A 14,644-nucleotide genomic window follows, 5' to 3' on the forward strand; every position below is an offset into this window, starting at 1 on the left:
AATCCCGGGCCTACCATGGCGCGGTGATCGCCGACGAACAGCTCGCCGCGTTCCTCCGGGCGGCCACGGCTCAGCCCGCCACCGAGAGCGACATCCCGACGCTGCGCGCGGCGGGCCGGGCCCGCGCCGCGACCCGCCCGCCGGGTCCGGCCATGCCGGCGAAGGACACCACGGTCGCCGGTGTCGCGGTGCGGAGCTATCAACCGGGCGCCGCCACCGTGATCGTCCACCTGCACGGTGGCGGCTTCGTCCTGGGCGACCTCGACACCCACGACCCGCAGGCCCGGCGTCTCGCCGCCGCCACCGGGGCCACCGTCGTGGCGGTCGACTACCGTCGCGCCCCGGAACATCCCTGGCCGGCCGCGGTCGACGACGCCACCACCGTGATCACCGCACTCGCCGCGGAGCACGCGCGGATCGCGGTGGCCGGGGACTCCGCGGGTGGCCTGATCGCGATCCTGGCCGCGCTACGCCTGCGCGGCGAGGTCCCGCTGGTCGCCCAACTGCTGGTCTGCCCGAATGCCGACCCCACCCTCCGATCCCCCAGCGTGACCGAAAAGGGTCAGGGCTGGCTGCTCGACCCGGGCACGCTGCGGGAGTGGATCGCCCGGTGGCTGCCCGACGCCACCACGCACGACTCCCCCATGGTCAACCCGCTCGCCGCCGATCTGCGCGGCCTGCCTCCGGCCCTGGTCGTGACCTCGGAGCACGATCCCCTGCGCGACGAGGGCGATGCCTACGCCGCCCGCCTCCGGGATGCCGGTGTCCCGGTCACGCATCGCCGCGAACCCGGCCTGATCCACAACTTCCCGAGCCTGCGCCACGTCTCCCCGGCCTGCGCCGCCGCCGAGGACCGTTTCCTGGCCGACGCCGCAGCCCTGCTGACCAGGACGAACGACGCCGCGAGACTACTGGGACAGCAGGACCGCGGCGGCGCGACGGGCTGACCGGGCCGGCTCCGCACTCCCCCGGATCCCGGCCGTCACCATCGCCCCCTCCGCCAGCAGGAACAACTGCTCCGCCAACTCATCCGAGCCCTCCGCCGCCGCCACCCACCCGGCCAGGTCCCCGGCGAAGGCCCGCTTGTGCCGATCCACCTGCGCGGAAACCATCGGCGAAGTCGCACCTGCCTCCCCAAAGGCGTTGATCCACGCGCACCCCCGAAATCCGGGCTCGGCGAACCATTCCCCCAGCCAGTCGAAGACGGCCAGCACGCGCTCCCGCGGCTCCGGGACCTGATCGACGTACGCGCGAAGTTTTTCTCGCCACCAGCGGTCCCGGCGGTCGAGGACGGCCTCGACCAGCGCTTCTTTGCTCGGATAGAGCCCATAGAGCCTTTTCAGGGCGACCCCCGATCCGGTACGGACGTCGTCCATCCCGACCGCACGGATCCCGCGGGCGTAGAACAGCTGCTCGGCGGCGTCCAGCACCTTGTCCCGAGCCTCGTTGACGGGGAGAACCACGGTTCTCTAGCCTAGCGGAGAACCGCCGTTCTCCGAAGAGAGGTCACCATGCCACCGTTCACCGCCGAGACCGCCGCGGCCAAGGTCCGAGCCGCCGAGAACGCCTGGAACACGCGCGACCCGCAGCGGGTGTCGCTCGCCTACACCGAGGACTCGGTCTGGCGGAACCGGGACACGTTCGTCACCGGCCGCGCCGCGATCGTCGAGCTGCTCACCGCGAAGTGGGCCCGCGAGCTCGACTACGCCCTGCGCAAGTCCCTGTGGGCGTTCGGCGACGACCGGATCGCCGTCCGGTTCCAGTACGAGTGCCGTGACGCCACCGGCCAGTGGTGGCGCAGCTACGGCAACGAGCTGTGGGAGTTCGACGACAGCGGCCTGATGCGCCGCCGCGAGGCCAGCATCAACGACCTGCGGATCACCGAGTCCGACCGGCGCATCTTCGGTGCCCGCCCGGACGGCGACAACTCGGAGATCCCGCTGGAGTAGGGGGCGCCGGGGAGTCCGTACCGAAATTCTTAGGAAACCTTATTGCCCTTTAGGCTTCGATGAACTTCAGTATGGGAAAGCGTCGATGCCGGCCCCCCGCACGGCTTCCGAACGAGACGGATGGACTCCCCCATGAGATCTCGCACCCTGCTGTCCGCAATCCTCGCCCTGGCCGTGACCAGCGGTCTTCTGGCCTTCACGGGCCAGGCCGCGTCGGCCGCCTCGACCGGCCCGATCACCGGGTTGGCCGGTAAATGCATCGGCGCCGCCGCCGGAAAAACCGCCAACGGTACGGCCATCGACCTCTACTCCTGCGTCGGCGACGCCACCCAACAGTGGACACTCCCCGGTGACGGCACCATCCGTACGGCCGGAAAATGTCTTGATGTCTCGGCGGCCGGCACGGCCGACGGCACCAAAGTCCAGCTCTGGGACTGCAACGGCACCACCGCCCAACAGTGGGTCTACAGCAGCGCCCGCGACCTCGTGAACCCCAACGCCAACAAGTGCCTCGACCTGGCCGGCAACTCCTCGGCCGACTTCACCATCGCTCAACTCTGGACCTGCACCGGCGCCGCCAACCAGAAGTGGAACGTGCCCACCGGCAGCACGCCGCCGACCAACCCGGGCGGTTTCGTGGTCACCGAGGGTCAGTTCAACCAGATGTTCCCGAGCCGCAACGGCTTCTACACCTACAGCGGGCTGGTGGCCGCGCTCGGCGCATACTCGCAGTTCGCCACGACCGGCAGCGACACGGTCCGCAAGCAGGAGGCCGCGGCGTTCCTGGCCAACGTGAACCACGAGACCGGCGGCCTGCAGTACATCGTCGAGATCAACACGGCCAACTACCCGCACTACTGCGACTGGAGTCAGTCCTACGGCTGCCCGGCCGGTCAGGCCGCCTACTACGGGCGCGGCCCGATCCAGCTGTCCTGGAACTTCAACTACAAGGCGGCCGGTGACGCCCTCGGCATCGACCTGCTGGGCAACCCGTGGCTGGTGCAGAACGACGCCGCGGTCGCCTGGAAGACCGGCCTCTGGTTCTGGATGACGTCGACCGGCGCGGGCAGCATGACCAGCCACAACGCGATGGTCAACGGCGCCGGCTTCGGGCAGACCATCCGGACCATCAACGGCAGCCTCGAATGCAACGGCGCCAACCCGGCCCAGGTGCAGAGCCGGGTCGACGCCTACAACCGCTTCACCCAGATCCTCGGGGTCGCGGCCGGCAACAACCTCTACTGCTGATGCGGAGGATCCTCGCCGGTGCCGCGGCCCTGATCGCCCTGCTGCTGCCGGCCACCGCGGCCGGCGCCGCCGTGCCCGTCGGCCAGACGTTCACCGGGACCGCCACCTACTACAACGACGCCGGATTCGGGGCCTGCGGCACCCCGATCAACGCGGCCACCGAGATGCTGGTCGCCGTCTCCTGGACGTTCTGGACGACGGCCAACCCGAACGCCGACCCGCTCTGCCAGGGCGTGTCGGTGCAGGTCACCTACAACGGTCAGACGATCACGGTGCCGGTGAAGGACAAGTGCCCGTCCTGCGACGCCACGCACATCGACCTGAGTCAGGCCGCGTTCGGCCGGTTCGCCTCGACCGATCCGGCCAACACACCGGGCGTCCTGCCGGTGACCTGGAAGTTCGTCACCACCGGCAGCGGCGGCGCCAACCAGAAGTGGAACGTGCCGGCCTGATTCACCGCGGCGGCACCACAACCGTGGCGACGCCGGTCTTCAGGTAGCGCTCGGCCTCGTCCGGTGGCCGAAGATCTGCGCGGCGATCGACAGGTCGAAAGCGACCACGTCGGGCACGACGAGCCCGACGACCCGGTGCGGAGCTGAAACGGGGACAACAGCAAGCGAAGGACGTGACTTGAAGTCACGTCCCTCGCTCGGTTGTCAGGTCAGGCGGCGGTCGGGAGGTGGTAGCCGTTGGTGGTCAGCCACTCGCGCAGCGACTGGACCTCCGGGGTCAACTCCCGCACCCGGGCCGGGTCACGCGGCGCCGTGAACTCGTCGGCGAACTCCGTGTAGTACTGCAGCATGTTGCCGTACTCATCGGCACCCGGGAACCCGAACGCCCGGAACTGATCATGCGTGACCGGCCGATACTCCACCGGCTCCCCCAGAGCATCCCCCAGAGCCTCAGCAATCTCCTTACCGGTCAGCACATCACCGGCGATACTCACCGTCCGACCGACGAACTCCTCACCACCGCGGAAGATCGACACCGCGACCCGGCCGATATCACCCGACGCGATACCCGCCAGCGGCGCGTCACCCATCGGAATGTTCAACACCAGCCGGCCCTCGGCATCCCGCGCCGGCGCCAGAGCATCGGCCAGGTTCTCGTAGTAGAACGTGGTCCGCAGGAACGTGGTCGGCACCCCCGCCTCACGGAAGAACACATCCGCCTCCGCCTTCGCGTCGAAGTGCGGCACCTTGTACGTACCCAGCAGCGTCGGCATCCGCGGGTCGTCCACCGGAATCAACTCCCGGGTGTCCTCCAGAGTCGACCAGACCACATGCTTCACACCGGCCTTCTGCACCGCCTCGATCAGATTCCGCACATAGGCCTGCTCCTTGACCGGATCCATGTGCGTCCAGAAATCGGTGACCAGGAACGCGCCGTCCGCACCCTCGAACGCCGCCGCCAGACCCTCGGGACTGGAATAGTCACCCACCACCACGTCAGCACCCAGCTCAGCCAGCTCACGCGCCTTGACCGAGGTCACGTCCCGGGTCAGCGCCCGCACCTTCAGATCATCGCCACCACCGGCCAGGATCGCCCGGACCACACCACTGCCCTGAGCACCGGTAGCACCAACAACCGCGATCGTCTTGCCAGCCATGAGAACCCGCTCCTCGGATATCCCGGCCCCTTTGTGGACCGTTATCCCCCTCAACCGAGCCCCCACCCAAGTTATTTCAAATCTGAAGGACTTGTGCCTCCGGTCACTTCGCGAAGTACGGTTCGGCCGCCTCCAGCCGCGGAACCGCCACGCCCAGGCGGCGCGCCTCGGCCAGGGTGTCGCGGCAGACCGCCCGCAGCTCCTCCTGGTTGGCGTGCGCGGTCAGCACCGTACGCATCGGCTCGAAGCGGCCGAGCAGCCAGGCCAGCACCGGCCCGGTCAACCCCGCGGGCACCTTGAGCGGTAGCACGTCACCCCGGTGCCGGCGCAGGTCGACGCCGCGGGCCTCGACGAGCGGGAGCAGTTCCCGGACGGCCAGAACCGCCTCGCGGGCGTTGCCCGGCGCCCCGATCAGCGCGGCCAGCGAACCCAGCTTCAGGCTCTGGGTGTGCAGGCCGGCGTTCTGGATGAAGTGCATCAGCAGCCAGCCGCGGAAGTCGGGGTTCTCCCGGAACTTGAAGCCGGCCCGACCGAACACCTCGCGCACGGCCCGCTCGCGGGCGGTCGGCGGCTCGCCGAACGTCCCGAAGAAGAGCATCGGCAGCAGCGCGGCCCGCAGCACCCCGTCCTCGCCGAAGCCACCCCCGGCGCCGGGGAAACCCCAGGCCACCTGGTCGGGCGGGAGGATGCCGATCGCCTGGAGCGGCTCGACCCAGAGGTTGTTGAAGACGAGCAGCGTGGCCCGGCCCAGGCGCGGCTCCAGGAAGGCCACCGCCTCGGGGAAGCTGTAGTGCTGCACGCTCAGCACGATCAGGTCGAAGTCGTGGTCCGGCTCCAGCGTCTCGCGGTAGGTCACCGGCCACCGCTCGGTGACGTGCTCCCCGCGCAGCCGGCGCCGCGAGTCGAGCACGTCCAGGTCGATCGCGTCCCCGTACCGCTCGGCCCGGCCCGGCCGGACGTAGAACTCGACCTCGTGGCCGGCGCGCTCCAGGGCCCATCCGTACACCGCGGCGATCACGCCTCGACCGAACATCAAGATCTTCATGCCCACCCCATGGCCTATAATTGGAGATAATCTCCACTTTTAAAATATGGAGATAGTTTCCACTTGTCAACGGGAGGCTCCGCGTGACCGACGCCAAGCCACTGCGCGCCGACGCCCGGCGCAACCGCGACGCCCTGGTCGCCAAGGCCCGGGAGATCTTCGCCGCGGGCGACTTCGACCTGCGCTTCGACGACTTCGCGCGCCTCGCCGGCGTGGGCACGGGCACGCTCTACCGCCATTTCCCCACGCGGGAGGCCCTGGCCGAGGCGGTCTACCGCGAAGAGGTCGTCGCGCTCTGCGCCCGCGCCGACGAGTTGCGGGCCACCCGCCCGGCCGACGAGGCCCTGGGGGCGTTCCTGCGCGGGTTCATCACCTACCTGGAGGAGCATCAGGGGCTCGCCCGCACGCTGGCCACCCTGATGGCGACACACACGGGTGCGCTGGCCGACGGCGGGCAGGCGCTGGGCGAGGCCATCACCGCGCTGCTGGATGCCGCGGTCGCGGCCGGCACGATCCGCGACGACGTCCGGGTCGGCTCGGTGATGATGGCCCTGCACGGCATCTGCGCGGCCTACGACCAGCCGGGGTCCCGGGCCGACGCGGACGGCGTCATCACCCTCGTGCTCGACGGCCTGCGCCGCGGCGCGTAGCGGGCAGGACTCGCCGCCGGTGATCTCGCGGCGCACACGCGGGCATTCCGGGATAGGCTGGCGGGCATATGGCTACCTTTCGCAGCGCCGCAGTGCTCCTCGCCCCCGACGGCACCAGGACTCCTGGCACCGCCGCCCTCTTCGCCGAGCCCTCCCGCAAGGGTGGGATCCCGCCGTGGGCCGGTGACTTCCGGCCGGCCAACAGCGCCGGCAACGGCCCCAAGAACGCGCTGAAGAAGCCGTTCACCCTGGAGTTGCCCGACGGCAGCACCGGCAAGGTCGTCGTCCAGAGCGTCAAGCAGGGCAAGGGTGGCGTCGTGCTGGCGCTGATGGGCGAGGACGCACCGCCCTTCTGATCACCCGGTCAGGGTCATCAGGTTTTCCAGGATCGCCGCGCCGTCCACCCGCAGTCCGTCGTGCTGGTGGTCGGTGCTGACCCATTTCCGTAGGCGGCCGATCCGGTCGGCGGTGCGCAGGGACAGCTCGGCGGGCACGTACATGTCGTCGGCGTAGATCAGCGCGGCCACCGGGACGTCGTTGACCGCGAGCCGGTCCAGGTCGTAGAGCGCCGGCCAGTCCGGGGTCGCGGCCAGGATGTCGGCGGCCCCGGCGAACGGGCGCAGCGCGGCGATCTCCCGGAACATCCAGGGATACATCATCTCGCCGGTGAACAGCAGCGGGTCGGCGTCCTCGGCGAACTCGGGGTGCTCCTTCAGGGCCCGGTCGGCGGCCCACGCCGACGCGCGGCCCTGGCCGAAGGTGCACTCCTGCAGCGCGAAGAGCGGCATGTCGACAAACCCGGTGTACTTCAGCACCTCGGTCAGGAACGTGTCCGACAGGGACGACCCGGGCCAGGCCTCGTCGAGGATCCAGTGCAGCTGGGCGAGCCCGGTACTGGCCCCGAACAGGTTCCCGAGCAGGCGCAACCGCCGGGTGGTGAGCCGATCCCCGTCCGGCAGGCGGACGTCCTCGGCGTCCAGGTGCGCGGCGATCCGTCGTACCGTCGCCAGATCTTCCGGGAAAGCCCGGTAGAAGTCGGCGTTGCGGGCCGCGACCATCGGATAGGTCAGCGCGTAGACGTCGTCGGCGGTCGTGTCCAGCCCCGGCAGCCCGCCGGTGATCCAGCACCGGCGCAACGCCTGCGGCGCCACCGACAGGTAGGTCAGGGTGATGAACCCGCCGTAGCTCTGCCCCAGCGTGTCCCACCGCGCGCCGCCCGCGACCGTCGCCCGCAGGATCTCGGCGTCGGCCACGATGCTGTCGGCGCGGAACATCCGGATGTACGCGGCCAGCTCCGCATCCGTGCGACCGGCGGCCGACCGGGCGGTCAGCGGCGTGCTGCGCCCGGTGCCCCGCTGGTCGAGCAGCAGCACCCGGTGGGTCCTGAGCGCGTGCCCGAGCCAGCCGTCCGCGGCCAGCGGGCGGGGCGCCTTGCCGCCCGGGCCGCCCTGCAGGAACAGCAGCCAGGGCCGGTCGTCGCCGGCCCGGTCAGCCGCAACCACCTCCCGGGCGAACACCTCGATGGTCGCCCCGTCCGGCCGCCGGTGATCCAGCGGCACGGTCACGGTGTGGTCGATGATCCGGAACCCGGGAGTCGCGATCATTCAGTAACGGTAATGGCCGTGGTGCCGGTAGTGCCCGTGGTGCCGGTAATGACCATGGTGGACCGGGCCGTGGTGATAGGACGGGCCCGGGTGGTAGCCGGGATGGCCGTAGGCGCCGCGCGGGTAGCCACCCTGCCGGGCCAGCTTGTGGTTCACCTCGCGCAGCATGTGGTGCACGAGCGGGTTGCGGCTGTGATGGGCCCGGCGCTCCAGTTTCGACGCCACCATCGACAGCACCGCGCGTTTGATGAATCCCACCGCAACTCTCCCTACCTGGCGAAACGTTGCAGTCAAAGGTAACCGAGCCGGTCCAGCGCTCGCCCGTGCGAAGGACCGGCCCGGCGGCTCAGCTCTTCAACTGGCCGAGGCGGCGTTCGGGGTTGGGAGCGGCTTCGGCCAATGTCTTGGTGTATTCGTGCTGCGGATTCAGAATGACGTCGTCAGCCGGTCCGCGTTCGACGATCGAGCCTTTGTACATGACCAGGATGTCGTCGGAGAAATGGCGCGCGGTGGCCAGATCGTGGGTGATGTAGAGGACGCCCAGGTCCTCCTCCCGCTGCAGGGTGGCGAGCAGGTTGAGCACGCCGAGGCGGATCGAGACGTCGAGCATCGACACCGGCTCGTCGGCGATCAGCACGCCGGGCTCGGGGGCCAGCGCACGGGCGATCGCGACGCGCTGGCGCTGGCCGCCGGAGAGCTCGTGCGGGCGACGTCCGGCGACGTTCGCGGCCGGGGTCAGCCGCACCCTTTCCAGCAGTTCCAGAACCTTTTTCCCGACGTCGGCGTCGCTCATTCCCGGATGGTGCAGGCGGATCGGCCGGGCCAGATGATGACCGATCGTGTGATAGGGATTCAGGGACGCGAAAGGATCCTGAAAAACCATTTGGACGGTACGGCGATAGGCCGCCAGCCCGGCCCCGCGCCGCGCCACCGGCGCCCCGTCGAGCAGGATCTCACCCCGGGTCGGACGCTCCAGCTGGAGCAGCAGCTTGGCCACGGTCGACTTGCCGCTGCCGCTCTGGCCCACCAGCGCCGTCGTCCTCCCGTGGTCGAGGGTGAAGCTGACGTCGTCGACGGCCCGCATCGTGCGGCCGCGCCACCCGTCCCGCAGCCGGTAGTCCTTGCCCAGCCCGCGCACTTCCAGGGTCGTCATGACGCCTCCACCTCGACCGCGTCCAGGGCCAGCAGGCGGTCGTCCATGGCGCCGCGGACGAACGAGCCGCGGTCGCCGGTCAGGCTCGGGAACGACGCCAGCAGCTGCTTGGTGTACTCGTGTTTCGGGTTGGTGTAGAGCTCGGCGGCGTCGCCCAGCTCGACGATCTCGCCGCTGCGCATGACCGCGATCCGGTCGCTGATCTCCAGCAGCAGCGGCAGGTCGTGGGTGATGAAGATGACCGCGAAGCCCAGTTCGTCGCGCAGCCGGGTGATCTCCCGCAGGATCTCGCGCTGGACGACGACGTCGAGCGCGGTGGTCGGCTCATCCATGATCATGACCTGGGGTTCCAGGGCCATGGCCATCGCGATCATGACCCGCTGGCGCATGCCGCCGGAGAGTTCGTGCGGGTAGGAGCTGAGCCGCCGCGGGTCCACGCCGACGCGTTCCAGCAGCTCGGCGCAGCGGGCGCGGCGCGCCTTCTTCGACATCTCGGGCCGGTGGGTGGTGAAGACGTCCTCGAACTGGTCGCGGATCGAGATCACCGGGTTGAGCGAGTTCATCGCCCCCTGGAAGACCATCGAGATCTTCTCCCACCGATTGGCCCGCAGTTCCTCCGCGTCCAGCGCATTCCAGTCGATCTCAAAACCTTCTCGACTGTGGAACACCGCCCGTCCGGAAGTGATCATCGCCGGTGGTTTCAGAAGACGAATTATCCCGTACGCGAGGGTGCTCTTGCCGCATCCGCTCTCGCCCGCCAGGCCCAGCACCTCGCCACGCTTGAGTTCGAGCGAGACGTTCTTGACCGCGTGCACGACCGGCTCGACCAGATAGTCCACGCTGAAGTTCTCGATCGACAGGACGGTCACAGCGTGGCCTCCTTCGCCTTGGACAGCTGCTCGCGCGACATCCGCCAGCCCTTGCGGACGGCCCGGGTCTGATTACGCAGCTTCGGGTTGATGATCTCGTCGATCGAGAAGTTGATCAGCGAGAGGGCGGCGCCGAACAGGGCCAGCATCAGGCCCGGCGGGACGAACCACCACCACGCGCCGAGCCGCAGGGCCAGGCCGTTCTGCGCGTAGTAGAGCATGGTTCCCCAGGTGAACGAGCCGCTCGCGCCCAGGCCCAGGTAGGAGAGGCCGGCCTCGCCGAGGATCGCGAAGATGACCGCGAACACCACCTGGGCGGCGAGCAGCGGGATCAGGTTGGGCAGGATCTCCACGGCGAGGATTCGCCAGCTCTTCTCGCCGGCCACCCGGGAGGCCAGCACGTAGTCGCGGTTGCGCAGGCTGAGCGTGTAGCCGCGCAACGGCCGGGCGCACCCGGCCCAGCTGGTGATCGCCAGGACGACCGAGACCAGCATCAGACTCTTGTTCGGGACATAACTGGAGATCACAATTACCAGCGGCAGGCCCGGTATGACCAGGGAGACGTTGGTGAACAGCGAGAACGCCTCGTCGATCCAGCCACCGGCGTAGGTGCCGACCACGCCGAAGAACAGCGAGAGCACCAGGGTGATCACGCCGACCACCGCGCCGACCGTCAGCGAGCCGCGAGTGCCGTGGGCGAGCTGAGCGAGGACGTCCTGGCCGGTCTGCGTGGTGCCGAGCCAGTGCTCGGCGCTGGGACCGGTCAGGCCGATGTCGTTGACCAGGCGTGGATCCTGGGTCACCAGGGGGCCGAGCAGGCCGAAGAGCAGGATCGCCCCGCCGATGATCAGGCCGGCGATCAACTTCTTGTTGCGGGCCAATCGCCGTACGCCAATCGCCGTTCTTGAATTTTCTTTGATGGCCGTCTCGGACAGTTCCGTGGTCATGGTCATGATCGCGCTCCCTCAGTCCCGGGCGCGGGTGCGCGGGTCGATAACCGAGTACAGGAGGTCGACCAGCAGGTTCGCGCCGAGCACGGACAGCGTGATGACCAGGAAGATGCCCTGCATGAGGGCGTAGTCGTTGCTGCCGACGGCCTGCAGCAGCGCCGAGCCGATGCCGGGGTAGGAGAAGACCGCCTCGGTGACGATCGAACCGGCGACGACGAACCCGAGCGAGATCGCGAAGCCGGAGACCGACGGCAGGATCGCGTTGCGGGCCGCGTAACGGCGCATGATCCGGCCCGGGCGCAGGCCCTTGGCCTCGGCGGTGACCATGTAGTCCTCGGACAGCGTGGACACCATCATGTTGCGCATGCCCAGCATCCAGCCGCCGACGCTGGAGAGCACGATGGTGATCGCCGGCAGCGCGCCGTAGTAGAGGACCGAGCCGATGAATGCGCCGTTCCAGCCGGGGGTCACGTTGTAGACGTCGTAGCCGCCGTTGAGCGGAAACAGCGGCCACGTGCTGCCGAACGCGAAGAGCAGGATCAAGGCCAGCCAGAAGTACGGGACGGACTGGAACATCGTGGTGACCGGGATGAGGTTGTCCAGCCAGGAGCCCCGTTTCCAGCCGGCGACGGTACCGAGACCGACGCCGGCCAGGAACGAGATGATCGTGGCGAGACCGATGAGGCCGATCGTCCAGGGCAGGGTCTGCTCGATGATCGAGCCGACCCCGGCGGGGAAGAACGTCACCGACGTTCCGAGATCCCCGTGAGCCAGGTTCCGGAGGTAGTCCACGTACTGGTTCCACAACGGCTCGCCGGTGTTGGTGCCCAGCATGGCCTCGACCGAGGCCCGCATCTCCGGGGTGACCGGCCCGCGCTGACCCAGCCTCGAGATCAGGATCTCGACCGGGTCGCCGGGCATCAGGCGCGGGACGAAGAAGTTCACCGTCAGCGCCGCCCAGAGGGCGACCAGGTAGAACCCCAACTTGCGAAGCAGGTAGCGCATCTTCAGGTTCGCCCTTTTACTTCGCCGGCTGCAGGTTGGTCAGCACGATGCCGTTGTCCCACTGCTTCCAGGAGGCGGGTAGGGCGTACTTGTTGTCGTTGGACGGCCAGCCGGTGGCGTGGCTGGTGTTGAACTCGGTGAGCATCGAGTTCACGTAGATCGGGATGTACGGCAGGTCCCGGACGATCTCGGTCTGGACGATCGCGTACTGCGCCTTCTGGGTCGCCTCGTCGTTGGTGGCCGCGGCCGCGTCCACCGCGGCGTCCACCTTGGCGTTCTTGTACCGGGCGTAGTTACCGCTCGGCGGGGCCGCCTGGCCGACCTTCTCGGTGGTCTTGCTGGAGTACTTCAGGTAGGTCGCGTACGGGTTGGGCGACGCACCCAGGCCGATCGAGTCCAGCGACAGCTGGAACTTGCCCTGCACCTGGTTGTTGTTCCACTCGTTCCAGGACAGCTGGGTCGGCTTGAGCTCGATGCCGATCTCCTTGAGCTCCTGGGTCATCGCGTCGTTGAGCGAGATGTAGTCGCTCCAGCCGGTCACCGTCTGGATCGTCAGCGTCAGCTTCTCGCCGCCCTTGGCCCGGATGCCGTCGCCGCCCTTGACCCAGCCGGCCGCGTCCAGCAGCTGGTTGGCCTTGGCCACGTCCGGACCGCCCGGGGTGTTCAGGTTGTTCGGGTCGGCGATCCAGCCCTTGTCCCGCCCGGGCAGCAGCATGGTCGGCGACGCGGTCTCGGCGAAACCGCCACCGGCCAGCTTGTTCAGCTGGTCACGGTTGAGCGCCCAGTAGATCGCCTGCCGGACGGCCGGGTCGGTCTGCGGGCCCTTGCAGCCCAGGTCCGCCCCGGAACACGTGAAGATCGACGTGGTCAGGGCTGGGGTGTTGACGTACGTCAAATTCTTCTGGTTCTTGAGAAGTTGATCGAGACCGGGCAGGAACGCGCTCATCCAGTCGACCTGACCGGCGGTCAACGCGGCACTGGCGGCGTCGGCGGTGGCCAGCGCGATGTAACGGACGTTCTGGATCTGCGGCTTGCCGGGCTGCCAGTAGTTCGCGTTCTTCTCCATCACGTAGCTCTGCGGGGAGAAGGTCTTGAGCTTGTACGGACCGGTGCCGACCGGGTTCGGGTTGATCGTCTTGACCGGATCGTCGATCTTGCTCCAGACGTGCTCGGCGATGATCGGCGTATTGGCGATGACCGCGGCCTCGTCGGTGAACGACGGCTTGGTGAACGTCAGGACCGCGGTCTTGTCGTCCGGGGCGACCGACGACGCGAGGCTGACCCCGGTCGAGTTGAGCGCCTTGTTCTTGCTGATCAGGTCGAACGTGTAGGCCACATCCTTGGCCGAGAACGGCTGCCCGTCCGACCACTTCACGCCCTCACGGACGTTGATGGTCAGGACCTTGCCGGCCGTGTCCCACGAGTAGCCGGTGGCCAGCATCGGGGTCGGCTTCGACTCGGCGGCGAAGTTGTACCAGTACAGCGGTTCGTAGATGAGCCCGTTGGTGGGCTGCAGGAAGGTCGGCGTGAACGGATTCCAGTTCTCGACGATCGTGCCCGTCGAGCCATTGAAGATGGTGATGGCGCTGTTGGCCGCGCCACCCTTGGTATCCGTGCCTCCGCTGCTGCTCGAACACCCGGCTGCGGCCAGGGTCAGCGCTGCGGCAGCGGCCACCGCGGCTCTCGTCAGCTTACGCATATGTACGTACCTCGATCTTCGTAACCGCCGCGTGTCGGCGGCGGGTCACCGGCCCGGGTCGCCCGCGCAAGCCCAGCCCAAGCGCGAGGTTCACCATTGACGGGGCCATTATTAAGTGGCTTAAGTTTGCAATGTCAAGAGTGGATGTCGGGTCGTCGCTCGGTACGTCATTTCCCGACACACGCGGAAACCAGGAGGGGCCGGATGGGGCATTCATCGACAGTTGTCTTTACTGGGGACAGCGTCACGGACTGCGGGCGGCGGGAGGACCCGGACGGGCTCGGGGACGGGTACGTGCGGATCCTGGCGACGTCGCCGCCCCTCGCCGGGGTGCGCGTGGTGAACACCGGGGTCGGCGGGGACCTCTCGTCCGACCTGGTCGAACGCTGGGAATCCGATGTGCTGGCGCACGAGCCGGCCGTGGTGTCGGTGCTGATCGGCATCAATGACGTGTGGCGGCGCTACGACGGGGCCGGAGTGATCACCGGTGCGGACGTGTTCGAGGCCAACCTTCGCGGAGTGCTGGAACCGTTGAAGGCCCGGCTGGTGCTGATCGAGCCCTTCGTACTGCCGGTCTCGGCCGAGCAGGAGCGGTGGGAGGACGAGGACCTCGGAGCCAAACGGACAGTGATCAAGGGGTTGGCGGCCGCGCTGGGGGCGGTGTTCGTTCCGGCCCAGTCGATCCTGTCGGCGGCGGCACGGCGGGAAGGCGCTTCCACGCTGGCCACGGACGGGGTGCACCCGACCGCCCGGGGTCATGAACTGCTGGCCGAAGCCGTCCGGGAGCGCTTCCATGGGGTGGGGCTTTAGGAGTTATTGCGTGGATTCACGATTGACGCGTCGTTGACTACTCTCCGTTTGAA

17 protein-coding genes are annotated in these 14,644 nt (G+C 68.5%); 7 read left to right on the plus strand and 10 right to left on the minus strand.

What is annotated here, in order from left to right; translation table 11 throughout:
* Positions 1 to 23 precede the first annotated feature (23 nt).
* Positions 24 to 947 carry an alpha/beta hydrolase gene (locus ACSHV8_RS26930; protein ID WP_436519893.1) on the plus strand — a complete coding sequence of 308 codons (924 nt, stop codon included), beginning with the start codon at positions 24 to 26 and terminating at the stop codon, positions 945 to 947.
* On the opposite strand, the gene ACSHV8_RS26935 is transcribed toward ACSHV8_RS26930, so the two are convergent.
* Positions 909 to 1,463 (minus strand): TetR/AcrR family transcriptional regulator, encoded by a 555-nt coding sequence (locus ACSHV8_RS26935; protein WP_436519895.1) that lies wholly within the window; start codon positions 1,461 to 1,463, stop codon positions 909 to 911. The genes ACSHV8_RS26930 and ACSHV8_RS26935 overlap by 39 nt on opposite strands.
* Positions 1,464 to 1,511: 48 nt before the next feature.
* Here ACSHV8_RS26935 and ACSHV8_RS26940 point away from each other — a divergent pair, with 48 nt between their 5' ends.
* The 3 genes from ACSHV8_RS26940 (at position 1,512) to ACSHV8_RS26950 (ending at position 3,649) form a co-directional block, all read left to right on the plus strand.
* The gene (locus ACSHV8_RS26940) at positions 1,512 to 1,949 is read left to right on the plus strand and encodes a nuclear transport factor 2 family protein (protein WP_436519897.1); all 438 of its coding nucleotides are present in this window, start codon (positions 1,512 to 1,514) and stop codon (positions 1,947 to 1,949) included.
* Between the two features lie 132 nt (positions 1,950 to 2,081).
* Positions 2,082 to 3,197 carry a glycoside hydrolase family 19 protein gene (locus ACSHV8_RS26945; protein ID WP_436519899.1) on the plus strand — a complete coding sequence of 372 codons (1,116 nt, stop codon included), beginning with the start codon at positions 2,082 to 2,084 and terminating at the stop codon, positions 3,195 to 3,197.
* Positions 3,197 to 3,649, plus strand: coding sequence for a cysteine/serine endopeptidase inhibitor (locus tag ACSHV8_RS26950; RefSeq protein WP_436519901.1), 453 nt, complete (start codon positions 3,197 to 3,199; stop codon positions 3,647 to 3,649). The genes ACSHV8_RS26945 and ACSHV8_RS26950 overlap by 1 nt, the downstream gene beginning before the upstream one ends.
* A 209-nt stretch (positions 3,650 to 3,858) precedes the next feature.
* On the opposite strand, the gene ACSHV8_RS26955 is transcribed toward ACSHV8_RS26950, so the two are convergent.
* Together ACSHV8_RS26955 and ACSHV8_RS26960 are read right to left on the minus strand one after the other, a co-directional pair.
* Positions 3,859 to 4,806 carry an NmrA/HSCARG family protein gene (locus ACSHV8_RS26955; protein ID WP_436519903.1) on the minus strand — a complete coding sequence of 316 codons (948 nt, stop codon included), beginning with the start codon at positions 4,804 to 4,806 and terminating at the stop codon, positions 3,859 to 3,861.
* A gap of 103 nt (positions 4,807 to 4,909) precedes the next feature.
* Entirely contained in the window at positions 4,910 to 5,851 is a 942-nt protein-coding gene (locus ACSHV8_RS26960; RefSeq protein WP_436519905.1) for a ketopantoate reductase family protein, read from the minus strand.
* 83 nt (positions 5,852 to 5,934) lie between these two features.
* Here ACSHV8_RS26960 and ACSHV8_RS26965 point away from each other — a divergent pair, with 83 nt between their 5' ends.
* Positions 5,935 to 6,501, plus strand: a complete 567-nt coding sequence (locus tag ACSHV8_RS26965) for a TetR/AcrR family transcriptional regulator (RefSeq protein ID WP_436519907.1) — start codon at positions 5,935 to 5,937, stop codon at positions 6,499 to 6,501.
* Positions 6,502 to 6,569: 68 nt separating this feature from the next.
* On the plus strand, positions 6,570 to 6,857 hold the full coding sequence (locus ACSHV8_RS26970) for a hypothetical protein (protein WP_436519909.1): 288 nt from the start codon (positions 6,570 to 6,572) through the stop codon (positions 6,855 to 6,857).
* Here the strand turns inward: ACSHV8_RS26970 and ACSHV8_RS26975 are convergent, their stop codons facing one another.
* The 7 genes from ACSHV8_RS26975 to ACSHV8_RS27005 form a co-directional block, all read right to left on the minus strand.
* Entirely contained in the window at positions 6,858 to 8,105 is a 1,248-nt protein-coding gene (locus tag ACSHV8_RS26975) for an alpha/beta fold hydrolase (protein ID WP_436519911.1), read from the minus strand.
* Positions 8,106 to 8,363: a hypothetical protein gene (locus tag ACSHV8_RS26980; RefSeq protein ID WP_436519913.1), complete on the minus strand. Its 258-nt coding sequence runs from the start codon at positions 8,361 to 8,363 to the stop codon at positions 8,106 to 8,108.
* Between the two features lie 88 nt (positions 8,364 to 8,451).
* Positions 8,452 to 9,258, minus strand: a complete 807-nt coding sequence (locus ACSHV8_RS26985) for an ABC transporter ATP-binding protein (RefSeq protein ID WP_436519914.1) — start codon at positions 9,256 to 9,258, stop codon at positions 8,452 to 8,454.
* On the minus strand, positions 9,255 to 10,127 hold the full coding sequence (locus tag ACSHV8_RS26990; protein WP_436519916.1) for an ABC transporter ATP-binding protein: 873 nt from the start codon (positions 10,125 to 10,127) through the stop codon (positions 9,255 to 9,257). Before ACSHV8_RS26990 ends, ACSHV8_RS26985 begins: the two co-directional genes overlap by 4 nt.
* The gene (locus tag ACSHV8_RS26995; protein WP_436519918.1) at positions 10,124 to 11,080 is read right to left on the minus strand and encodes an ABC transporter permease; all 957 of its coding nucleotides are present in this window, start codon (positions 11,078 to 11,080) and stop codon (positions 10,124 to 10,126) included. The genes ACSHV8_RS26990 and ACSHV8_RS26995 overlap by 4 nt, the downstream gene beginning before the upstream one ends.
* A 12-nt stretch (positions 11,081 to 11,092) precedes the next feature.
* The gene (locus ACSHV8_RS27000; protein WP_436519920.1) at positions 11,093 to 12,082 is read right to left on the minus strand and encodes an ABC transporter permease; all 990 of its coding nucleotides are present in this window, start codon (positions 12,080 to 12,082) and stop codon (positions 11,093 to 11,095) included.
* 16 nt (positions 12,083 to 12,098) lie between these two features.
* Positions 12,099 to 13,781 carry an ABC transporter substrate-binding protein gene (locus ACSHV8_RS27005; RefSeq protein WP_436519922.1) on the minus strand — a complete coding sequence of 561 codons (1,683 nt, stop codon included), beginning with the start codon at positions 13,779 to 13,781 and terminating at the stop codon, positions 12,099 to 12,101.
* Positions 13,782 to 13,985: 204 nt separating this feature from the next.
* Here ACSHV8_RS27005 and ACSHV8_RS27010 point away from each other — a divergent pair, with 204 nt between their 5' ends.
* Positions 13,986 to 14,591: an SGNH/GDSL hydrolase family protein gene (locus ACSHV8_RS27010; RefSeq protein WP_436519924.1), complete on the plus strand. Its 606-nt coding sequence runs from the start codon at positions 13,986 to 13,988 to the stop codon at positions 14,589 to 14,591.
* Positions 14,592 to 14,644: the final 53 nt, after the last annotated feature.

This window comes from Actinoplanes sp. HUAS TT8 (genome assembly GCF_051380535.1).
Taxonomy (GTDB): domain Bacteria; phylum Actinomycetota; class Actinomycetes; order Mycobacteriales; family Micromonosporaceae; genus Actinoplanes.

What these genes read in the sequence shown, in the direction of transcription:
- ACSHV8_RS26940 (WP_436519897.1), top strand. Translation starts at nt 1,512, where the DNA reads ATGCCACCGTTCACCGCCGAGACCGCCGCGGCCAAGGTCCGAGCCGCC.
- ACSHV8_RS26945 (WP_436519899.1), top strand. Translation starts at nt 2,082, where the DNA reads ATGAGATCTCGCACCCTGCTGTCCGCAATCCTCGCCCTGGCCGTGACC.
- ACSHV8_RS26950 (WP_436519901.1), top strand. Translation starts at nt 3,197, where the DNA reads ATGCGGAGGATCCTCGCCGGTGCCGCGGCCCTGATCGCCCTGCTGCTG.
- ACSHV8_RS26955 (WP_436519903.1), bottom strand. Translation starts at nt 4,806, where the DNA reads ATGGCTGGCAAGACGATCGCGGTTGTTGGTGCTACCGGTGCTCAGGGC.
- ACSHV8_RS26960 (WP_436519905.1), bottom strand. Translation starts at nt 5,851, where the DNA reads ATGAAGATCTTGATGTTCGGTCGAGGCGTGATCGCCGCGGTGTACGGA.
- ACSHV8_RS26970 (WP_436519909.1), top strand. Translation starts at nt 6,570, where the DNA reads ATGGCTACCTTTCGCAGCGCCGCAGTGCTCCTCGCCCCCGACGGCACC.
- ACSHV8_RS26975 (WP_436519911.1), bottom strand. Translation starts at nt 8,105, where the DNA reads ATGATCGCGACTCCCGGGTTCCGGATCATCGACCACACCGTGACCGTG.
- ACSHV8_RS26985 (WP_436519914.1), bottom strand. Translation starts at nt 9,258, where the DNA reads ATGACGACCCTGGAAGTGCGCGGGCTGGGCAAGGACTACCGGCTGCGG.
- ACSHV8_RS26995 (WP_436519918.1), bottom strand. Translation starts at nt 11,080, where the DNA reads ATGACCATGACCACGGAACTGTCCGAGACGGCCATCAAAGAAAATTCA.
- ACSHV8_RS27000 (WP_436519920.1), bottom strand. Translation starts at nt 12,082, where the DNA reads ATGCGCTACCTGCTTCGCAAGTTGGGGTTCTACCTGGTCGCCCTCTGG.
- ACSHV8_RS27005 (WP_436519922.1), bottom strand. Translation starts at nt 13,781, where the DNA reads ATGCGTAAGCTGACGAGAGCCGCGGTGGCCGCTGCCGCAGCGCTGACC.
- ACSHV8_RS27010 (WP_436519924.1), top strand. Translation starts at nt 13,986, where the DNA reads ATGGGGCATTCATCGACAGTTGTCTTTACTGGGGACAGCGTCACGGAC.